The organism is Pseudomonadales bacterium, from assembly GCA_013215025.1.
In the GTDB taxonomy this organism is placed as follows: Bacteria; Pseudomonadota; Gammaproteobacteria; order Pseudomonadales; family DT-91; genus DT-91.
In genome coordinates this window covers 1-3,918 of record JABSRR010000208.1, presented here as the reverse complement: position 1 = coordinate 3,918, position 3,918 = coordinate 1, and the positions used below count along the sequence as shown (strand labels likewise).

Genomic DNA, 3,918 nt, shown 5'->3' with positions numbered 1-3,918 from the left:
AGTGACCTGATCTAAATAGCGGTACTGATTTTCAGCTTTAGAGACAATTTTTTGCGCCAAACAGAGAATATCACCGGGCATGAAAGATAGCTTGGCAGCAGCTAAGGCTTGCAATAGCAGCTCGGCGAGATCAGCGCCTGGTTCGATTTCGGGAATGCCGGGGATGGCTAAAATTTGCATAGATAGGATATCTCAAGCATTGCCAGCTGCATGCAGCTGGCAATAAAAGATTGGCATAAGGCTTTTTTATCACATTCACCATGTTTATCACGCTTATTACGCTTAACAGGTGCTTCATGCTTATGCCAAGGTCTTGCTAGTAAGGCTTACAGCTTATTCAGCGTCAGGTAAACCTGAAATTTTAATGCCCGAATAGCATTTATGCTTCTTATTGATTTGAATCAAAATCGACGTTAATGCCTCGGCGGCTGCAGCGTTAGCGATTGGGCCAACCGAAAAGCCTTTCATACCGGCAGCTTCAACCAAAGTAATGACTTCAGCACGTGCTTCTACGTTATCGCCTGAGACCAAAACGTCACAAGCAATACCGTGGCCTTCTTGCAAATGATGGGCCGCAACATTTTGAAAAGCAGACACTACACGTACCTCTTCACCTAGCAGATTTTGAGCTTCTTGGCCGGCAGAACCCGCTTCTGGCAATTGCACACGACCCACTTTAGGTGGTCTTAACGGCACGGTCACGTCAATCAAGATTTTGCCACTTAGCTCATCTTTAATCGCGGTTAAGGTTGAACCATGGTGAGCATAAGGCACGGTCAAGGTTACGATGTCGGCTTTGGCCGCTGCCGCTTTATTTTCATCAGCTGATACCGCAGCATTCGCTACGCCGCGCTCGCTCATCACTGACTCAAGGTCAGCTAAGGCTTCTTGTGCCTTTTCGGCTGTACGTGAGCCAATAATGACTTCATAGCCTGCCTGAGCCCAACGGCGCGCAAGCCCTGTACCTAGTGCACCCGTGCCACCAATAATGGCGATAACCGGTAATGAATCTGACATGATTTCTCCTTAGTTAAATATGTTAACTACATATGATAACTACATACGTTAGTTACATATGTTGTTTGTGCATCACGTGAATACCGTGTCTGTGGTTGAGAGCGTTATACTGAGCTTTCATAATAAACACAAGCATTCTGTAAGTCGGTCAAAAAAATACTGAATTCACAGTAACGATACTGTACGTTTCGTAATTGAAAAGCGATGACCAATACGATCAATTTGCTGTTTTTTTGCGCAAAAGCGCCAGTTGTTAGCAAAATAGCTACTGCATAGCGTTATAAAGCTCTTTATACTCGCACACTTTATTTATCTCTATTTATCTTTAAGGGAAATTCCATGACTGATCGCGTCGATTTTACGGGCAAAACGGTTGTCGTCACAGGCGGCGGCAAAGGCGTTGGCAAAGGTATTTCAGAACGTTTTCTGCAGCAAGGCGCTAATGTTGTGATTTGCGGCCGTTCTGAGCCAGAGCAGCTGCCAACGGTGAATAATACATCAGCGGTTTTTAAAGCTTGCGATGTGCGCGATTGGGAGCAAGTGCAAGCCCTCATGCAGTTTGCCAAAGATCAGTTTGGCAGCCTCGATGTGCTGGTTAACAACGCCGGCGGCGCACCTTTTACCGATGCCGCGACCGCTTCGCCGCGCTTTTCTGACAAGATTATTGGTCTGAATTTGCTCGCCCCTCTGCTCTGCGCGCAAGCCGCTAATGCGATTATGCAAACGCAAGCCGATGGCGGCGCGATTATTAATATCGCTAGTGTATCAGCTCTTCGACCTAGCCCGGGCACCGCTGCCTATGGTGCAGCCAAGGCAGGCTTAATCAACCTCACCACTTCGCTCGCGGTTGAGTGGGCTCCAAAGGTGCGTTTAAACGCGGTAGCGGCTGGATTGATTCGTACCGAGCAGTCGCACCTGCACTATGGCGATGAAGCTGGCATTGAAAAGGTAAGCGCAACCGTGCCCTTGGGCCGCATGGCGACGCCCCAAGATATTGGTGATGTGTGTTTATTTTTAGGCTCAGGCTTATCTAGTTATGTAACAGGTGCCTATATCACCGCACATGGGGGTGGCGAAAAGCCGTCATTCTTGGATGCGGCTAACGCTGGCAACTGACGCTTTTGACAGCACACTCGCTGGCCGCAGATATTTGCGGTCAGCGAGGTACTAAAGAATAGTGCTAAGTAATTAAGGCCTGTAGCAATAAGAGCCGCCGAGTTAGCTTGCTGACGCCTCTGACTGACCTAAGAAAATAGAGACGACACGCTCGATATCATGGTCGCTGATACTGCGATCTGCGATCAATAAGCGGTAATAGAACAGGCCAAACATTTGATCGAATAATAAGTCTTGATCTACCGGGCTAAGTATCTCACCGTCGGCAACCGCCTGCGCTAAGTCTTGATCGCCGATGGTTTGTACTGGGCGTAAGAATGACTCAATAAAGCTATGACGTAAGGACGCGTCTTGTTGGCCGCTGGCAATCAAACTGGCTACCACATCAGCATAAGGGCCCGACAACAAATCACGCAGCCCCTTTAAATTGGACACAAGGCGCGCGCGATAGCCTGCTCGCACTAAAAAGTCTTCGCGCTTTTCCATCACCAATTGAATCAATATTTCAATTGCCAGCAGCGATTTATTTGACCAACGACGATAGAGGGTAGCCTTTGACACCTTTGCCTCGCTGGCAATCATCTGCATTGACACCTGCTCGTAAGCCTGCAAATAAAACAGTTTCTTTGCGGCGAAAAAAATTGCATCATCGGCTGCTGCAGATCTTGGGCGACCAACGGTTTTGGACATAAGATTAAATCGTTAACACTTGAAACGCCGATCACTATACTATGAATCCCGTCGCGCACAAGCGACACAGAATAATAAGCGCTACTGGACAGCCATGTTTGACTACCCTACCGTGCAATTTGCACTGATCGCTCTGTTTGGCCTACTCAGTCAATGGACAGCTTGGCGATTAAAACTACCCGCGATTTTATTTTTACTGCTGGCCGGCATTGCCTTTGGCCCCTATTTAGGTTTGATTAAACCGGACGATTTACTCGGTGATTTATTGTTCCCGCTGGTGTCGATGTGTGTCGCGCTGATTCTGTTCGAAGGTAGCCTGACGCTGAATTATCAGGAGATTGTGGAACAATCCACGCTGGTGCAGCGACTGACAACCATTGGCGGCTTGTTGACCTGGCTGATGATCACCGTGGCAACGCATTATATTATGGATGTCAGCTGGCCGTTTGCGTTTTTATTCGGTGCCATCACGATTGTCTCGGGCCCAACGGTGGTGATGCCGCTTTTGCGCACCGTGCGCCCTACCAAGCAGGTAGCCAATGTACTGCGCTGGGAAGGTATCTTAATTGACCCGATCGGTGCCTTAATTGCGGTATTGGTGTACGAGTTTTTAATCACCGCCTCTACTGGTCAGGCCTTAGGACATACTTTGGGCATTTTTCTTAAAGTGGTGATTCTTGGTGGCTTATTAGGCTTTGGTGTCGGTTATTTATTGGGCACTTTGATTCGACGGCAGTGGATTCCAGATTATTTATATAATTTAGCGACGATTTCCTTTGTCGCTGCGGTATTTGCCAGCGCCAACAGCATTGAAAACGAATCGGGCTTATACGCCGTGACCATTATGGGTATTACCTTGGCAAACATGCGCAATGTGGGTATTGAGGAGATTATTTCTTTTAAGGAACACTTAAGTATTTTCTTGATTTCAGCCGTGTTTATTATTCTAGCCGCCCGGGTTGAGCCTGACCATATTCTGGCACTGGGGCTGCCTGCGCTAGCGCTATTTTTGGTGATTCAGCTGCTGGTTCGGCCATTGATGGTATTTTTAGTCAGCATTGGCACCGACTTTGACTGGCGCGAAAAAATCGTCTT

At 47.8% G+C, this 3,918-nt stretch carries 5 protein-coding genes; 2 read left to right on the top strand and 3 right to left on the bottom strand.

The features are described 5' to 3' along the window. Positions 1-180 (bottom strand): coenzyme F420-0:L-glutamate ligase (locus HRU21_11830; protein NRA42979.1); only part of this gene is annotated, 180 nt, incomplete at its 3' end. A gap of 153 nt (positions 181-333) precedes the next feature. Continuing rightward, positions 334-1,017, bottom strand: a complete 684-nt coding sequence (npdG, locus tag HRU21_11825; protein ID NRA42978.1) for an NADPH-dependent F420 reductase — start codon at positions 1,015-1,017, stop codon at positions 334-336. Positions 1,018-1,356: 339 nt separating this feature from the next. Between npdG and HRU21_11820 the strand changes: the two genes are divergently transcribed. Continuing rightward, on the top strand, positions 1,357-2,133 hold the full coding sequence (locus tag HRU21_11820; GenBank protein NRA42977.1) for an SDR family oxidoreductase: 777 nt from the start codon (positions 1,357-1,359) through the stop codon (positions 2,131-2,133). A 102-nt stretch (positions 2,134-2,235) separates the two neighbouring features. Here HRU21_11820 and HRU21_11815 read toward each other — a convergent pair whose 3' ends face one another. Continuing rightward, a complete protein-coding gene (locus tag HRU21_11815; protein NRA42976.1) occupies positions 2,236-2,823 on the bottom strand; it encodes a TetR/AcrR family transcriptional regulator in 588 nt (195 codons plus the stop codon). A gap of 94 nt (positions 2,824-2,917) precedes the next feature. Between HRU21_11815 and HRU21_11810 the strand changes: the two genes are divergently transcribed. Further along, positions 2,918-3,918, top strand: a 1,001-nt coding sequence (locus HRU21_11810) for a cation:proton antiporter (protein NRA42975.1), incomplete at its 3' end; no start/stop codon positions are given.